This is a genomic window from Salinisphaera sp. C84B14, from assembly GCF_040361435.1.
Lineage (GTDB): Bacteria > Pseudomonadota > Gammaproteobacteria > Nevskiales > Salinisphaeraceae > Salinisphaera.
Genome location: NZ_APNL01000028.1, coordinates 12,409 through 27,405, shown reverse-complemented (window position 1 = coordinate 27,405; position 14,997 = coordinate 12,409). Strand labels below are relative to the sequence as shown.

Below are 14,997 nucleotides of genomic sequence, written 5' to 3'. Positions count from 1 at the left end.
CCTGCTTCAGGGCGCTGTCCAACGTGGCCAGCGGGTTGGCGGATTTCGCAGCATCGCTACGAACAGTGTCGCCGTCAGCGACAGTCGCTTCATTAGAAATATCGGCGGCTGCTACAGCGGCGCCGGAGGTCACTGCGCCATCGGCGTCAATGACAGCGGCGGCGTAGGTTACCGGGTTGGTGCCATCGTCGGTTTTGACTGCGTACGCTGTATTGCCGTCTTCATTGGTATAAGAGACGACTGAATCGTTAGCGCCCAGCGTGCTACCCGCTTCATCGTATGCAACGCTGCCGTCGACGTTGAAGCCTTCGAGGCCCAGCGAGGCCGAATCCATATTCTCCAGGTTAATGGAGATGGTCTGATCGTCCTTGTCACCGACCTGGATCTTGATTTCGGTCTTGGAGCCGTCGAGGACCTTGGTGCCGTTGAAGGCGGTCTGTTCGGATACGCGATCGATTTCACCCAGGCGCTGGGTGATTTCGTTCTGGATGGATTCCAGGTCCGACTGACTGTTCGTGCCGTTGGCAGCCTGCACGCTCAGTTCACGTACGCGCTGCAGGTTGTCGTTGATCTGGTTGAGCGCGCCTTCGGTGGTCTGGGCCAGCGAGATGCCGTCGTTGGCATTCGAAGAAGCCTGCTTGAGACCGTTGATCTGCGAGGTCATGCGGTTGGAGATGGCCTGGCCGGCGGCATCGTCCTTGGCGGAATTGATCTTGCTGCCCGAGGACAGACGCTCGATGGCGCTGTTCAGGGTCTTCTGCGAAGAGTTGAGGTTCTGCTGGGCGGTCAGCGACAGCGTGTTGGTGTTGATCACGAATGACATGGCGATTTCCTGTGTCTAAGTCGTTGTGACTGGCCGGCTATGGCCGGCGGCTTTAGGGGCGGTCTGCGTATCGCGCCGCTGATGGAATATCGCCTTGCATCTTTTTTTCTTTAGCCTTTTATATGTGCTCTGCAAAAGTTCTGAGATGGGCCGCATCCGTCTTCGCGCTCGCGCCAGCAGAGCGCATGGGCCATCGAGGGGTGCGCGAACGAGCACATAAAAAAGGGCGCCCGAAGGCGCCCTTTGTTTCGCGTAAGCGAATCGATATAGCCGCGGCTTACCGGAGCAGGGAGAGAACGCCCTGGGTGCTCTGGTTGGCCTGAGCGAGCACGGAGGTGCCGGCCTGCTGCAGGATCTGGGCCTTGGACATGTTCGACACTTCGGTGGCGTAGTCGGCATCGGTGATGCGCGAACGGGCCGAGGAGATGTTGATTTCGGTGGTGGAGATATTGTTGATCGCCGAATCCAGACGGTTCTGGACCGCACCGAGATCCGAGCGCAGATCGTCGACCTGCTTCAGGGCGCTGTCCAGCGTGGCCAGCGGATCGGCGGTTTTTGCGACATCGGCGGAAACCGTCTCACCGTTGGCGATATCCTTTGTGGCGCCCGTCGGCGTCACGGCTGCCCCGCTCGTAACCGTGCCGGCGGTCGGATCAATCGTTGCCGCAGCGAAGGTCACCGGGTTGGTGCCGTCATCGGTTTTGACCGCGTAGGCGGTACTGCCGTCATCACCCGTGTAGGAGACGAGCGATTCGTTCGCACCCAGGCCGGTATTATCGAATGCGACGTCCTTTTTGCCATCGACGTTGAAGCCATCAAGGCCCAGCGAAGCGGAGTCCATGTTGGCGAGGTTGATGGAGATCGTCTGATCGTCCTTGTCGCCGACCTGGATCTTGATTTCGGTCTTGGAGCCGTCGAGCACCTTGGTGCCGTTGAACGCGGTCTGCTCGGACACGCGATTGATTTCTTCCATGCGCTGGCCGATTTCGTTCTGGATGGATTCCAGATCGGACTGGCTGTTGGTGCCGTTGGCGGCCTGCACGGTCAGTTCACGTACGCGCTGGAGGTTGTCGTTGATCTGGTTGAGCGCGCCTTCGGTGGTCTGGGCCAGCGAGATGCCGTCGTTGGCATTCGACGAGGCCTGCTTGAGACCGTTGATCTGCGAGGTCATGCGGTTGGAGATGGCCTGACCGGCGGCATCGTCCTTGGCGGAATTGATCTTGCTGCCCGAAGACAAACGCTCGATGGCGCTGTTCAGGGTCTTCTGCGAAGAGTTGAGGTTCTGCTGGGCGGTCAGCGACAGCGTGTTGGTGTTGATCACGAATGACATGGCGGTTTCCCTTGTACGTTATGTTGAAGGCGGCGGCTTGCCGGTGGCGGCCGCAAATCGCCGCTGGGGTACATATCGTCGCGTCGCTGTTAATCTTTAATCCCTGGCAGCGGTTTTGTCCGATGGCCGTGAGGCGTTCTTCGGGGCCGCCGCGATAACGCTATTCGCCGAGAAGGGGCCGAAACCTGCGCTTAATTCGCCAATCGCTATCTGTTGCCAGCGCCTAGTATTGCCTGCATCGAAAAACCAACCGCGCTGGACGTGCCACGCGTAGCCAGCGGTTGACCATTCAGGCGCATCACCTATGTATACGGCTCAAGGCAAGATCGATCGGTCCCAGGCGGTGGAACAATACCTGCCGCTGGTCAGGCGGCATGCGTTGTCGTTGCAGGTGCGTCTGCCGTCGAGCGTCGAGCTCGACGACCTGATCCAGGCCGGCATGGTGGGTCTGCTGGATGCCTTCAACCGCTTCGATGCCTCGCAGGGCGCCTCATTCGCGACCTACGCCTCGCAGCGTGTGAAGGGCACGATGATCGACGAGCTGCGCAGCCGAGACTGGTTGCCGCGCAGCGTGCGTCGGGCCAGCCGCGACGTCGACCGGGCGATCCAGCGGCTCGAGCATCGGCATGGTCGCCATGCCACCGATCGCGAGATTGCCGAAGAACTCGACATGCCGATCGAGGAATATCATCGACTGCTGCACGATGTGAACAACGGCTTCATTGAAGTGTTCGAGGAAAGCGGTACGGAAGAAACCGCCGCCTCGGTGGTCTCGGCCGATGTCGATACCTCCACGAACCCGCTCGACGCACTGCTGGCGTTCGGCGACCGCGAGCAGCTGGCCGAAGCGATCGACGAGCTGCCCGAGCGCGAAAAGCTGCTGCTTGGTCTCTACTACCAGGAAGATCTCAACCTCAAGGAAATCGGCGTTGTGCTCGGGGTCAGCGAATCGCGGGTCTGCCAGTTGCACAGCCAGGCCGTGTCGCGTCTGCGCGCGATGCTGACGGAACAATAGCGCCACGCGTCTATCTACCCGGGCACGACTTATATGTCGGATATATAAGCGTGCCCAAGATCGGCCGCTGAGCTGCATGCAGGTGTGGCATGCCGGAGCCGATCAGCCGGCCCTATCAACCGGCATGAAGATAGATTGTTCTTCGGGTTGATAACGCGTGGGCGAAAGCGCGCGCCACGGCCAGCGGCCGTGAAGCCATGCAAAATAAACGACGGACATGGGCCGGCGTTTATTTCTCGATGGCGTTGAAAACAGCCGACGCAGTCAGCTGTTTTGGTGCCGGATTACTAATCCGCCGCCTACAGCGGTTAGCACGCCAATCGCTCCCCCATGCGCGCTACGTAGGACGCATGCTTATGTGCCGCCCCCCTATCGGGCCGATTGCTTATCGAGCCGGCCGCGAAAAATATTCTTCATATAGACGATGTTTCGGGTTGATCACGCGCGTGTGCGAAGCACGCGCGCCACGCCAACGGCCGTGAAGCCGTTGGAAGCCCTTGAAAGAAACAACGGACAGAGGCCGGCGTTTCGTTCGATGGCGTTTAACACAGCGCACGCAGTCGGCTGCCCTGGCGTCGGATTAATAATCAAATAGTCGTATTTTCCTCGATCGCCGACAGGAAAGGCCGTACGCGGTTCAAGCCGGACCCTACAGCGCCGATAGGTACCGCGGGATAGCAGTCAACGCGCTGGTGCTCTGGGAAGTCGTATGCAATCGCGCCAGCGCCGTTGTGGCTGCAATTTAAAAACATCTTCCGACAATGGCGTTTCGTACGACTGTCGTAGCGCCATGTATCGCGGGACCAACGGCACATTACAGGCGTAATCGCAATGAAAAGAAGTGTGAAGGGGAAACTGGGGCTGGGCTTTGGGGTGATCACCCTGCTGGTGTTGGCGCTGGGCGGCTTTGCGCTGTACAGCAACGGCCAGGTATCCGCGGTCACCGATCGGATCTATTCCAAGAACATGAAAGGCCTGATCGAGGTCAACGGCCTAATCGATACGTTCAACGAAATGCGCGCCGATGTGCAGAAGGCGTTGCTGTTCAACGACGACGGTGTGGAACTGGCGCAGTCCATCGACGCCGACATCGCAAAGGTCAAGCAGCTGTGGGACGGCTATTATCCGGCGCTGCTCACGGGGCCTGAAGAAAAGGCAAAGGCTGACCAGGCCGCGGCCAAGTTCGCGGAATTCGCGCCGGTTCTAAAGACCATTACCGAACCGATGCAAACGGGCCAGACCTACGAAGCGCAGGCGCTCTATGCGGTCGATGTCGCGCCGAGCTTCGATGCCCTGATCGGCTATATGGATGAATTGGCGGCCTATCAGACCGCGCGCGCCGGTCAATTCTATGCCAACGGCCAGGCGACGCAGGCCACCAGCCGCAACATCATCATTGCGACGCTGATCGTGGTGGTGCTGTTTACGCTGGGCATCATGATGCTGCTCACGCGCATGATCACCCGGCCTCTGGATCAGGCACGCGGGTTGGTCGACGCCATTGCCCAGGGGCGCCTCGCCAACGCAGTGCATAACCCGTACAAGGACGAATTCGGTTCGATGCTGGACGGGCTGAAGAACATGCAGGCCAAGCTCTCCGAGATCGTTTCGAATGTGCGCCAGGGCTCGGAATCGGTCAGCGTGGGGGCGGGTCAGATCGCTTCGGGCAACGACGAACTCAGCAGCCGTACCCAGGAACAGGCCGCCAATCTCGAAGAAACCGCGGCCTCGATGGAGCAGATGACCTCCACGGTCAAGCAGAACGCGGATAACGCCGCGCAGGCCGACCAGCTTGCCCGCGGTGTGCGCACCCAGGCCAGCGAAGGCGGTGAAGTGGTCGCCCGCGCGGTGGCCGCGATGCAGGAAATCGATGCCTCGAGTCGCAAGATCAGTGAAATCGTCGGCTTGATCGACGATATCGCCTTCCAGACCAACCTGCTTGCGCTCAACGCATCCGTCGAGGCAGCCCGGGCCGGCGAGCAGGGGCGCGGTTTCGCGGTCGTGGCCTCGGAAGTCCGTAATCTGGCCAGCCGCAGCGCGGCCGCGGCCAAGGACATCAAGTCGCTGGTCGAGGACAGTGCGGCGAAGGTGGCTGATGGCTCGGCCCAGGTGGCGCTGTCCGGCAAGACGCTCGACGGCATTGTCGAAAGCGTACACAAGGTCGGCGACATCATTGCCGAGATCGCGGCCGCCAGCAGCGAACAGTCCAGTGGTATCGAGCAGGTCAATCTCGCGGTCTCGCAGATGGACAGCATGACCCAGCAGAACGCGTCGCTGGTCGAACAGTCGGCTGCGGCCAGCCGCTCGCTGGAAGAACAGGCCGAATCGCTCAAACGTCAGGTCGCGTTCTTCCTGCTCAGCGGGGATGCCAAAACCGTCGCGTCGGTACCCGCTGTCAATACGGCAATAACGGCCGCGCCCGCGACGGCCGCGAGTGCCGCGCCGACGCCCGCGTCGGTCAAGCCCGCGGTGCCGAGCGCGCCTGCAGCGCGCCAGACGTCGGTCAAGGATGATGTCGATATCGACGACGGCGATTGGGCCACGTTCTAGGCGTCGGCCGCACGCCATCCGCGGCCTGTTTGAAGCCCCGTTTCGACGGGGCTTTTTTTTGCATCGGCACGGTCAGGCGCTGATGTGGATCTCGTCTAGAACCGTCCTATTGGATGTCCGCCCAGCCCGGTGGGGCGGTCGCGTTCAACTCTCGGACGGTTGCGCCGCGGCGATACCGGTACGCGTTGTCCAGGCCAGTGGCAGGACCGCCGTGTTAAAGGCCAGAAAGACGATTACCACTGCGTAGGGCGAGGCCCATGCATCGGCCGCAGCCCCGGCGGCGATCGGTGCGACGAAACCCAGCACATAGCCCACCGCGAGCATCCCGGCAGCCAGCGCGCCGGCCGCGTCGGCGTCGCGCAGCAGGGGCGGCAACGCCGTGAGCACGATCAGTTGCAGGGCGGCGGTCAGGCTTAGCAGCGCGGCGGCGGGGTAGAGCACGACCAGCCCATCGGCGAGCAACAGCGCAAGCAGGCCGACGATATGCGCGCAACAGGTGATGGCCAGCAGCCGCGGTATGCGCAGCACCGGGCGAACGGCGGGGACCAGCGCAAGCGAGGTCACCAGCTGGGCAAGGTTGAACACGAACAGCATGGTGGCCAGATGATCGCCCTGGCCCTTGTGTTCGAGCAGTGCCCCCATATAGGCGTTGAGGCCGAAGAAGGTAGCCGCGGTCGCGCCCAGCAGCAGGCCGAAACGCCAGAGCAGCGCATCGTTGTACGACGGCAGGCCGCGAATGCGCCCGGGCGAACGTCTACCGTGCAGGCGCGGCGCCAGCAAAAACGGGCACAAAACGATGGCCGGCAGCGAGAACCAGAACAGGGCGGCCCGCCAGTCGCCGTCCACGGCCGGCAGCAGCACCGGCAGCGTCAGGCCGGCGCCCACGAACTCGCCCAGCATCATGCCGTTGATATAAATTGCCGCACCGAGCGCGACGAACGACGGGCACCAGCGTGCGACCAGCGCCGGCAGGGCCGGTTGCATGGCCGCGATACCCAGGCCCATGGCGGCCGTCAGCCCCAGCAGAATCGCGATATCCGGTGCCAGGGCACGCAGCATCGATGCGGTCGCGGTCAGCAGCAGAGCCGCGAGCAGCGTATTGCGGGCCCCGTAGCGCCCGATCAGCCAGGCCGCGGGCAGTGCGCCCAGGCCCAGCATGAATACCGGTAACGTGGTGAGCGCGCCAAGCGCGGTCTGCCCGAAGACGAGATCGTTTCGAATACGCTCGCCCAGCGGCGCGGCGATCAGAATCGGCGCGCGCATATACACCCCGGCGACCCAGAGCAGCAGCAGGATGCCGATACGGCGCAGCAGTTCGATCGGCGAAAGCATGGGCGGCCGGGCGGTGAATGGGCGCCCGAGTCTAGGGCCTGTGGTGGTTTGGTACGAGCAGGGTATCGACGCGGCACCGATCGCGTTCTGCGGTGCGCAGCTTAAAACCATGATTTTCCTAAGCTGTCATGCGGTCCATACAGGTGCTGTGCTAGCGTTCGACGCATGAAACGCAAAACGAAAATTGTTGCCACCCTTGGCCCGGCGTCGGATTCGCCGGAGGTGCTCACGAAGCTGCTCTCGGCGGGGGTCAACGTCGTACGGATCAACTTCTCCCACGGCCAGGCCGAGGATCATCGTGAGCGCGTGCGTCGCGTGCGCGAAGCCGCCGCCGAGCTGCAACTGCCGGTGGCCGTACTCGCCGACCTGCAGGGGCCGAAGATTCGTATCGAATCCTTCGCGGAGGGCGCGGTGGAGCTGGAAACCGGCCAGGCATTCACCCTGGACACGCGCATGGCCTCGGATGCAGGCACGCATGATGCGGTGGCCATTCATTACGAACCGCTGCTGGCCGACGTCAAGGCCGGCAGCCAGCTGTTGATCAACGACGGCGCGATTTCACTAGCGGTGGACGCGGTCGACGATCACCGTATTCAGTGCACCGTCGAGGTCGGCGGCAAACTCTCCGGGCGCAAGGGCGTGAATCTGCGCGGCGGCGGGCTGTCGGCGGGCGGACTCACGGAGAAGGACTTCGACGATATTCGCGTCGCCGCCGAGCTGGACGTCGACTATCTCGCCGTGTCCTTCGTGCGCAGCGCGGCCGATCTGCACGAGGCGCGCGAACGCCTGGAAGCCGCAGGCGGCAAAGCGCGCCTATGCGCCAAGATCGAGCGCGCGGAAGCGATTGCGGCACTCGACGAGATCATTCAGGCCAGCGACGCGGTGATGGTCGCACGCGGTGATCTGGGGGTGGAGATCGGCGACCCCGAGCTGCCCGGCGTACAAAAGCGCATCATCGCGACCGCGCGGGAAATGAACCGACTGGTCATTACCGCCACCCAGATGATGGAATCGATGATCGAGAACCCGATTCCCACCCGTGCCGAAGTTCTGGATGTGGCCAATGCCACGCTCGACGGCACCGATGCCGTCATGCTGTCGGCAGAAACCGCGGTCGGTCGCTACCCGGTCCAGACGGTGGCCGCGATGGCCAAAATCTGTATCGGCGCAGAGCGCGAAGCCACCGCCGACCGTCCGGCCAGCGGGCTGGCCGCGCATTTTCAGCGTACCGACGAGGCCATTGCCATGGCCACGATGTATACCGCGCGGCATATGCATGCCGATGCCATCATCGCGCTCACCGAGTCCGGTACGACCGCCCTGCTGATGTCGCGCCAGGACACGCATATCCCCATTTTTGCGCTGACCCAGTATCCGGCATCGGAGCGTTATCTGGCCCTGTGTCGAAACGTGTTTCCGGTGGCATTTTTGCCCTCCGAGCTCAACGGCGTGGTGCCGGTGGATGAAGCCGTGGCCTGTCTGCGCACGCGCGGCGATCTGGAAAGTGGCGACCGGGTGCTGGTCACCAAGGGGGATTTCACCGGGCCGGGTGGCACCAACGCCATGAAGATCATCACGGTTGATTGACCGCAGGTCGCGCGGTCATCGGCGCACAGCGCCGGTGACCGTTAGAATGCGGCGACCGACCGCCAGACAAGACCGATGGATTTTCACGACGTACTGACCCTGCGTGCCGGGCATGGCGCGCGTGCCGTGCTGGAAACGCAGGGCTTGAACCCGGGCCAGATCGGAGCCATGGCCGGCGCGGCCGGCGGGCCGAAATGGCTCATTCTTTCGGCGCTGGATCAGTATCTGTTTTCCGACTGGCTGCATCGCGACGGTGCCGCGCAGCCGGTGGATCTGGTGGGGTCGTCGATCGGCGCCTGGCGCTTCGCGGCCGCCTGCCACAGTCACGACCCGGCCGCGGCGATCGCACGGCTTGAAAACGCTTATCTGGACCAGTTCTATAGCGCCAAGCCGGATCGCGATGAGATCAGCGCCACCGTGCGCTCGATTCTCGATACGTTTCTCACCGATGAGGTACGCGACGGCATACTCGGCCACCCGCGTTTTCGCCTGCACGTACTGACCGTGCGTTCGCGCGCGCTCACCCGTAGCGAAGCACGGGCAGCATTGATGTTCGGCTCGGGCCTCGGCGCGCTGGGCAACGCAGTCTCCCGCCACAGCCTGCGGTGGTTCTTCGAGCGGGTGGTGTTTTCGCGCACACCGGGCGGATTGCACTGGGCCGATACGCATCTCGGTGTCCACAGCGTCGAACTCAACGCGGGCAACGTGCGCGACGCGGTCTATGCCAGCGGTAACGTGCCGTTGGTGATGCGCGGCGTGGTCGATCCGGCCGGCGCGCCGCCGGGGGTTTATCGCGATGGCGGCATCGTCGACTACCATATCGATCAGCCGCTGCTGGGCGCGGATGCACCGGCCCCGCTCGTGCTCATGCCGCACTATGACGAACGCCTCGTGCCCGGCTGGTTCGACAAGAGCCTGCCCTGGCGGCGCCCGCGCCATGCCGCCAACACGCTGCTCATCGGTCCCGGCCCGGCGCTGCGTGATCGGCTGGTTGATCGCAAGGTGCCCGATCGCAAGGATTTCTACCGCTATGCCGGAAACGACGATGCGCGGCTCGCGGCCTGGCATCAGGCCATCGATGCCGGCCGGCTGATGCGCGATGCTTTCATCGAGTTCGCGGCCAGCGACGAACCGGCCCGCTATGTGAAACCGTTATGACCCGACGATTGATTCTGGCCTCGGCCTCGCCCCAGCGCGCCAAGCTGCTCGACCAGCTCGGCGTCGCGCATACGGCGATCGCCGCCGATATCGACGAAACGCCGCAGCCGGGCGAAAGCGCCGAAGCCCTGGCCGAACGTCTGGCCCGCGGCAAAGCGCAGGCGCTGGCCGAGCGCTATGGCGAAGACGCCGTGCTCGGCTCGGATACCGTCGTTGCCCTCGGCGATCGGCTGTATGGCAAGCCGGCCGACGCCGCCGACGCCGAGTGGATGCTGGCGTCGCTGGCCGGCACCACGCATCGGGTGGTCAGCGGCGTCGCACTCTGCGTTGGTGGGCGCTGTGTTTCGCGTATTTCCACGAGCACCGTCACGATGCGCGAAACCACGGCCGCCGAGCGCGCGGCCTATATCGCCAGCGGCGAACCCATGGGCAAGGCCGGCGGTTATGCGATTCAGGGCCGCGGTGCGATCTTCATCGCCCGGCTCGACGGCAGCTATTCCAGCGTGATGGGCCTGCCCCTGTTTGAGACTGCGGCCCTGCTCGACGAGGCCGGCTTCGATTTGCTTGGAGCCATGGCGTGACGGCCCCGTCGCCTGCCCGTATCGCGGCCGTGTTTCCGCTGGTCGCCGGCGTGCTCGCGGTCATGGCTTACCTGGCGCCCTCGGCGTTCGTGGCCGGCAAACCGGCGATCGTGCCGCTGCTGGTCGTCATCATGTTCGGCATGGGGCTGACCCTGACGCCGGCCGATTTTTCGCGCGCGATCACGCGCTGGCCGGTGGTGTTGCTCGGTGTAGTGCTGCAGTTCGGGCTCATGCCGCTGGCGGCATGGGCCATCGCGAATGTGCTGGGCCTCGATGCGCCTTTAGCGCTGGGCCTGATACTCGTCGGGAGCGTGGCGGGTGGCACCGCCTCGAACGTCATCTGTTTTCTGGCCGGCGGCGACGTGGCGCTGTCGATCACGCTCACCAGTACCGCCACCCTGGTCTCGGTCGTGGCCACGCCCTTGCTCACCTGGCTCTATGCCGACGCGCAGCTGGGGGTGCCGGTGGCCTCGATGCTGATCAGCATCGCCGAAATCGTGATCGTGCCGGTGGTGGCCGGCATGGTGCTCAATCTATGGATCGGCGACCGCTGGCGCTCGCGCGACGGCTGGTGTGCGCTCGGCTCGTCCATCGCGATTGCCGTGGTGATCGCGATCATCGTTGCCCTCAACGCCGACTCCATCGCACGCATGGGGCTGGTGGTGCTGGCTGCGGTGGTATTGCATAACCTCATCGGCCTGGCGGCCGGCTATGGCTGTGCCCGGCTGCTGACCGGCGACCGGCGTATTGCCCGTACGCTTGCCATCGAGGTCGGCATGCAGAATTCGGGGCTGGCGGTCGCGCTCGCCCAGCAGTATTTCTCGGCTGCTGCGGCGTTGCCCGGGGCGGTGTTCTCGGTGTGGCACAACGTCAGCGGTGCGCTGTTCGCGGCTGCCTGTTCGCGTTCCACGCGTCGTGCCGGGCACGACGCGTCAGATGGTATCTAGTCCGAACGCACGGCAAGCCAGTCGGCGGCGATACGCCAGGTATGGGTCGGCGCCTCGCTGCCGGCGAACACCCCGGCGTGGCCGCCCGGGGCCAGTTCGAAGCGGCGGTCTTCGCTGGTGACCAGGGCCATGATGCGGCGCACGCTCGCCACGCCGACCAGTTGGTCGGATTCGCCAGCGATGGCGAGCAGCGGGCAGTCGATGCGCGCCAGGTCGGATTCGACCTCGCCCAGGCGTACGGTGCCGCTGGCCAGGGCGTTGTCGATCCAGAGCGTGACCAGAAAATCCTGAACCAGCGTGCCGGGGTAGTCGAGCATATCGCCCATCCAGCGGCCGAAGGTGGCATGGGTGGCCACGAAGTCGCGATCGCCCAGCCCGCGTAGCAGCGTCAGATAGGTAGTCAGGCTGCCGATGGGGTTGGTGAGCTTGAACGCCATGCCGTTGAGCCAGCCCGGCACATGCATCAATCGCGGATCGATCTGGTGGACGCGCCAGCGGGTATGGCGACGAATCAGGCGTGCCGGATGGTTGAGCGCGCGCAGCGTACGTGCGGCCAGCGTGGCATCGTGCATGTCGACGGGGCTGGCGATGGTCACGATATTGCGAATGCCGTGGTCGCAGCCGGTGCCGGCATAAATGAGGGTGAACAGGCCGCCCATGCAGTAGGCAAGCAGCGACACATCGGGGCTGCCGCTATGCCCGCGAACCGCGGTGAGTGCATCGGGCAGCAGGCGCAGGGCATAGTCGCGTACGCCCAGATGGGCATCGTCGCGGCCCGGCTCGCCCCAGTCGATGAGGTAGACGGCAAAGCCGCGCGCCCGCAGATAGCGCACCAGGCTGCGCTGCGGCAACAGATCGAAGATGAGCGTGCTGGCTGCCAGCGGCGGCACGAGCACGACCGGTATGGCGTGCTCGTGCCCGGCAACCGGCTCGACGCCGTCGCCCACCGGGATTGCGTCGTCCTCAAGCGGCGGGTAGTAGCGGACCGCCATCAGTCCCAGTCGATGAATGACGCGATAGGGCGTGCGCTCTGCCTGGTAGAGGTCAGGGTCCTTGCGCAGCCAGTCTCGCCCGTTGGTCAGGGCATCGCGTGCGTTGTCACGCGCCGCTGCGGCGCGACGGCGTATTCGGTCGAGCATGGACGTATTGTCGCACGCCCTGCGCCGCCGGCCGCGGTTAGATGCCCTGTGGGGTCCTAGTTGTGCCCGCCGGCGGCTTCGCCCCAGCGTTTTTCGAGCACCGCATCGCGGCGACAGGAATTGCGATAGAACTTGTAGCGCAGGGAATTCTTCTTGTAATAGTCCTGATGGTATTCCTCGGCCGGATAGAACGTGGTGGCGGCCACGATCTTCGTCACAATCGGCGAGGGGGCGTCCGGATCGTTCTGTAGCGCTTTTTTGGACTGTTCGGCGGCCGTTTTCTGGGCGTCGTTCACGTAGAAGATTTCGCTGCGATAGGAATCGCCGCGATCACAGAACTGCCCGCCGGCATCGGTGGGGTCGATGTTGTGCCAGAAGGTATCGAGCAGGTCGGCGTAATCCACCTGGCCGGTCTTGTAGACCACCTTCACCGCTTCGGCATGGCCGCTGGTTTCTGCGGTGACGTCTCGATAGCTGGGGTCGGCCAGATGCCCGCCGGTATAGCCCGAGGTGGTGGAGACCACGCCCTCGACCTGATCGAAGGCTTCTTCTACGCACCAGAAACAGCCGCCGGCAAAGATCGCCACGCCTTCGTCGGCGCCCACGTCCGGCTTGAAGGGCGCATCCGGTGCCGGCGCATCGGCCGCGCCGGCCGATGCGCAGAACAACAGTGTGACGCTGACAAGAACGATAAGACGGCAGGACAGACGACGCATGGACGGCTCGGTAGCGGATTAGATAATCAGTTTACGCCCACGCGCGGGTGGCCGATGCGTTCATTCGATTTCCGGCAGTCCCACCGCGAGTGCCGCGCCCGCGAACGCCGGGATGCTCAATGCCGCCACGGCCCAGGCCGCGCCGAGCAGGCCGATGAGCGCAATCAGGCCGCCGCCGGCGAGCAGGATGACGCCGATGGTGGTGTTGGCCACGGCGGTGAGCTGGGCCCGGTCCTCGCTGTTGCCAAGATCGGTGAGATAGGTCTTGCGGCCCAGGCGCACGCCGGCATGCAGCCCGGCGAGCACGAAATAGCCGGCAGCGAACGGCCATACGCCGAGCGCACTGCCGCTATCCAGCCAGGCGAAAACGGCCACCAGCAGATTGAGCACGCCGGCGGCGATGCCCGTGATCATCAGCACCTGGCGCGAGGAACGATCCGAGAACCGGCCCCAGAACGGCGCCGATACCAGCGATGCCAGCCCCGATAGCGCCAACAGAATAGCCAGGTTGCCGATCGCCTCGCCGCCGCTGTCGCGGGCAAGCGTGGCGTAGTAGGGCGCGGCAAGCGCAGTGGCCACCAGCAGCCCGCGTACGCCGATGAAGCGGGCGAAACCCGGTTTGCTGCGAATGAGGCCCAGGCTGTGCCAGGCGGTCTTGAGTGCATTGCCGCCGCCCTCGGTAGCACCGGCATATTCGCGCAGGCTGGAAAAGACGATGGCGGCGAACAGCCAGGCCGTGCCGGCGATGGCCAGGAGCACGAGCAGCGGCGTAAGCGTGGCGTTGCCGATGGGGGTAAGCCACAACAGCAGGCCGAGCGCCATGGCGACCCCGCCGGCTGCGCTCGCCGCATAGCCCGACAGCGTGCCGCGCCGGGTCTTGGCAATGGTCTTGCCCTGGACATCCTTGTAGGACACCGAGCACACGCCGCGCCCGAGCGAGAACACCGCCAGCAGCAGCAGGATGGCGGCGCCCGCGGGCACGGCTTCGAGCACGAGGGCGACGGCAATCATGGCCACCACGCTGGCGCCCTGAATGGCCGCACCGGCCACCCAGAACCATTTGCGGCGCGGCTTGGCGCGCATCCAGCCGGCCACCGCCAGCTGCGGCAGCAGCGCCAGCGATTCGCGGATCGGCACCAGCAGACCGGTCATCCACACCGGGGCGCCCAGCGCGCCCATCAGCCAGGGCAGCACCAGCTTGGGGCTGGCGATCAGGTCGCCGATCTTGTTCGCCAGCAGCGCGACAAGATGGATGAAGAAATTGGTGGGCTGCTCACGACAGGCTTCGTCGGAGATATCGCGACATACGCGGGCATTCTCGTCGCCCGTCACCATATCGTAGAGGTCGCGAATCGTGCCGCGTTCGGGCGTTGCTTGGGTTCGGGAATCGTTCACGGTCGTTGTCGTTCGTTGATTGTCAGTCGGGAGCGCCGCTGCGCGCGCGCAGGTGCTTGCACCAGTCGCCGTGCTCGATCACCGGCCAGGCAGGCTCGCGAGCGGCGATCCAGAGATAGACCCAGGCATCGCCGTAGTCGGTGCTCAGCTCGCGGCGGGTGTAATGCACCGGGTAATCCTCGAGTCGGTCGAGGGCGGCGAAGGTATCGTCGTCCACCGAGAACACATCGCCCACCAGCGCGGTGTGGCCTTCGTCGAGAGCGGCCGGATAGGGCCCGGTATCGAGCAGGGTGAAGCGTGCTGGCGTGGTGTACGCGCCTCGATGCGTTGCGGTTGCCATGAAATGATGATTGCGCTCGCCAGGGCGCAGCGTGCCGTAGACGAAAACCTGATGCATCGGTATGCGAAACGGGGAATGATGCAG

At 64.3% G+C, this 14,997-nt stretch carries 13 protein-coding genes; 6 read left to right on the top strand and 7 right to left on the bottom strand.

Going from position 1 to position 14,997, the window contains the following annotated elements; genetic code table 11:
* Positions 1-823, bottom strand: an 823-nt coding sequence (locus C84B14_RS17175) for a flagellin N-terminal helical domain-containing protein (RefSeq protein ID WP_353225925.1), incomplete at its 3' end; no start/stop codon positions are given.
* A 277-nt stretch (positions 824-1,100) separates the two neighbouring features.
* On the bottom strand, positions 1,101-2,153 hold the full coding sequence (locus C84B14_RS17170) for a flagellin N-terminal helical domain-containing protein (protein WP_353225923.1): 1,053 nt from the start codon (positions 2,151-2,153) through the stop codon (positions 1,101-1,103).
* Positions 2,154-2,457: 304 nt separating this feature from the next.
* Between C84B14_RS17170 and C84B14_RS17165 the strand changes: the two genes are divergently transcribed.
* A complete protein-coding gene (locus tag C84B14_RS17165; RefSeq protein ID WP_348767618.1) occupies positions 2,458-3,168 on the top strand; it encodes an RNA polymerase sigma factor FliA in 711 nt (236 codons plus the stop codon).
* A gap of 831 nt (positions 3,169-3,999) precedes the next feature.
* On the top strand, positions 4,000-5,718 hold the full coding sequence (locus C84B14_RS17160) for a methyl-accepting chemotaxis protein (RefSeq protein WP_353225921.1): 1,719 nt from the start codon (positions 4,000-4,002) through the stop codon (positions 5,716-5,718).
* A gap of 144 nt (positions 5,719-5,862) precedes the next feature.
* Here C84B14_RS17160 and C84B14_RS17155 read toward each other — a convergent pair whose 3' ends face one another.
* Positions 5,863-7,050, bottom strand: coding sequence for an MFS transporter (locus C84B14_RS17155; protein WP_353225919.1), 1,188 nt, complete (start codon positions 7,048-7,050; stop codon positions 5,863-5,865).
* A 165-nt stretch (positions 7,051-7,215) separates the two neighbouring features.
* On the opposite strand from C84B14_RS17155, the gene pyk reads away from it, so the two are divergent.
* From pyk to C84B14_RS17135, 4 genes are all read left to right on the top strand, one after another.
* Complete coding sequence (gene pyk, locus C84B14_RS17150) at positions 7,216-8,637, top strand: pyruvate kinase (protein WP_348767621.1); 1,422 nt, start codon at positions 7,216-7,218, stop codon at positions 8,635-8,637.
* A gap of 75 nt (positions 8,638-8,712) precedes the next feature.
* Entirely contained in the window at positions 8,713-9,795 is a 1,083-nt protein-coding gene (locus C84B14_RS17145; RefSeq protein WP_353225917.1) for a patatin-like phospholipase family protein, read from the top strand.
* Entirely contained in the window at positions 9,792-10,376 is a 585-nt protein-coding gene (locus tag C84B14_RS17140) for a Maf family protein (protein WP_353225915.1), read from the top strand. The genes C84B14_RS17145 and C84B14_RS17140 overlap by 4 nt, the downstream gene beginning before the upstream one ends.
* Positions 10,373-11,323 carry a bile acid:sodium symporter family protein gene (locus C84B14_RS17135; protein WP_353225913.1) on the top strand — a complete coding sequence of 317 codons (951 nt, stop codon included), beginning with the start codon at positions 10,373-10,375 and terminating at the stop codon, positions 11,321-11,323. Before C84B14_RS17140 ends, C84B14_RS17135 begins: the two co-directional genes overlap by 4 nt.
* On the opposite strand, the gene C84B14_RS17130 is transcribed toward C84B14_RS17135, so the two are convergent.
* From C84B14_RS17130 to C84B14_RS17115, 4 genes are read right to left on the bottom strand one after another with little or no spacing between them, the layout of a single operon-like run.
* Entirely contained in the window at positions 11,320-12,462 is a 1,143-nt protein-coding gene (locus C84B14_RS17130) for an alpha/beta fold hydrolase (RefSeq protein ID WP_353225911.1), read from the bottom strand. The genes C84B14_RS17135 and C84B14_RS17130 overlap by 4 nt on opposite strands.
* Before the next feature lie 56 nt (positions 12,463-12,518).
* Positions 12,519-13,178 carry a peptide-methionine (S)-S-oxide reductase MsrA gene (gene msrA / locus C84B14_RS17125; RefSeq protein ID WP_353225909.1) on the bottom strand — a complete coding sequence of 220 codons (660 nt, stop codon included), beginning with the start codon at positions 13,176-13,178 and terminating at the stop codon, positions 12,519-12,521.
* Positions 13,179-13,238: 60 nt separating this feature from the next.
* Complete coding sequence (locus C84B14_RS17120) at positions 13,239-14,573, bottom strand: MFS transporter (protein WP_353225907.1); 1,335 nt, start codon at positions 14,571-14,573, stop codon at positions 13,239-13,241.
* 22 nt (positions 14,574-14,595) lie between these two features.
* A complete protein-coding gene (locus tag C84B14_RS17115) occupies positions 14,596-14,970 on the bottom strand; it encodes a gamma-glutamylcyclotransferase family protein (RefSeq protein ID WP_353225905.1) in 375 nt (124 codons plus the stop codon).
* Positions 14,971-14,997: the final 27 nt, after the last annotated feature.

What these genes read in the sequence shown, in the direction of transcription:
- C84B14_RS17155 (WP_353225919.1), bottom strand. Translation starts at nt 7,050, where the DNA reads ATGCTTTCGCCGATCGAACTGCTGCGCCGTATCGGCATCCTGCTGCTG.
- C84B14_RS17140 (WP_353225915.1), top strand. Translation starts at nt 9,792, where the DNA reads ATGACCCGACGATTGATTCTGGCCTCGGCCTCGCCCCAGCGCGCCAAG.
- C84B14_RS17160 (WP_353225921.1), top strand. Translation starts at nt 4,000, where the DNA reads ATGAAAAGAAGTGTGAAGGGGAAACTGGGGCTGGGCTTTGGGGTGATC.
- C84B14_RS17145 (WP_353225917.1), top strand. Translation starts at nt 8,713, where the DNA reads ATGGATTTTCACGACGTACTGACCCTGCGTGCCGGGCATGGCGCGCGT.
- pyk (WP_348767621.1), top strand. Translation starts at nt 7,216, where the DNA reads ATGAAACGCAAAACGAAAATTGTTGCCACCCTTGGCCCGGCGTCGGAT.
- C84B14_RS17115 (WP_353225905.1), bottom strand. Translation starts at nt 14,970, where the DNA reads ATGCATCAGGTTTTCGTCTACGGCACGCTGCGCCCTGGCGAGCGCAAT.
- C84B14_RS17130 (WP_353225911.1), bottom strand. Translation starts at nt 12,462, where the DNA reads ATGCTCGACCGAATACGCCGTCGCGCCGCAGCGGCGCGTGACAACGCA.
- C84B14_RS17165 (WP_348767618.1), top strand. Translation starts at nt 2,458, where the DNA reads ATGTATACGGCTCAAGGCAAGATCGATCGGTCCCAGGCGGTGGAACAA.
- C84B14_RS17170 (WP_353225923.1), bottom strand. Translation starts at nt 2,153, where the DNA reads ATGTCATTCGTGATCAACACCAACACGCTGTCGCTGACCGCCCAGCAG.
- msrA (WP_353225909.1), bottom strand. Translation starts at nt 13,178, where the DNA reads ATGCGTCGTCTGTCCTGCCGTCTTATCGTTCTTGTCAGCGTCACACTG.